Annotated in this window: 1 protein-coding gene; it reads left to right on the forward strand. The window is 59.3% G+C overall.

All coding sequences use genetic code 11. The annotated features are described in order from the left end of the window. Nucleotides 1–426, forward strand: a 426-nt coding sequence (locus EOA24_RS42650) for a hypothetical protein (RefSeq protein WP_210213660.1), incomplete at its 5' end; no start/stop codon positions are given. Nucleotides 427–797: the final 371 nt, after the last annotated feature.

Raw genomic sequence — 797 nt, forward strand, 5'->3', positions numbered from 1 at the left:
CTCGTAACGGGTATCACTGATTTTGCGCCCGAGTTGCAGCAGAGTCTCGTCGGCCAGGTCGAGAGGCTCGACAACCCGGGGCATTGCGCCTCGGTCCTTGAGGTCCTTGGAGCCGGCGTGGCGAGGCTTTCGCGCGATTTGCAGAAGCGTCTCATCGTCCGTGCCGAGCGACTTGACGACGCCAATCGCGCCTCGGCCTTACGGGGCCTCGGAGCCGGCCTACCAAGGCTTGCGCCCGAACTGCAGCAGCGCGTCGTTGACTTGGCCGAGAGCATCGCCCCCGAGTATCTCGTAGGGGCTCTCGAAGGCCTTCGGCCAAGCTTGGCAGAGCTTGCCCCCGATCTACAACGGCGCATTGCTGTCCTTGCCGACGGAATTGACGAGCCGGAGTATCGGGCTCGCGCCCTGGCAGCATTATTGCCCTAGTTATAGTTAGGGCTTACGGATGGCCTTCAAGGACTGTTGAACAAGCCGAGGCCGATCGCAGGCGATAAGAGTCTGTCGAGCTTGAAGGGCGGCAACATTATCGGGGATGGCGATGTGATAATCGATGACTCCTCTAACCCGCTGTTGAGGCGGCATCATGGACTTTAATGGAGGAGCGGTGAGATGCGATTGGGAATAAACAACTTAACGGCTTCCGCGTTAGACCGGCGACTCGTTGACATGCGCCAACGCCGTCGTCTGCATCAACCATGCGCGCTTGATGAGCGGACGGGACTGTCTCTCAAGGGAAGAGGTCATTGTAAATATAGCGTGCCTCAACGACGACACGAGCTCGATCCGGCCTACATGAG

The organism is Mesorhizobium sp. M2A.F.Ca.ET.039.01.1.1 (assembly GCF_003998035.1).
Classification (GTDB): Bacteria; Pseudomonadota; Alphaproteobacteria; order Rhizobiales; family Rhizobiaceae; genus Mesorhizobium.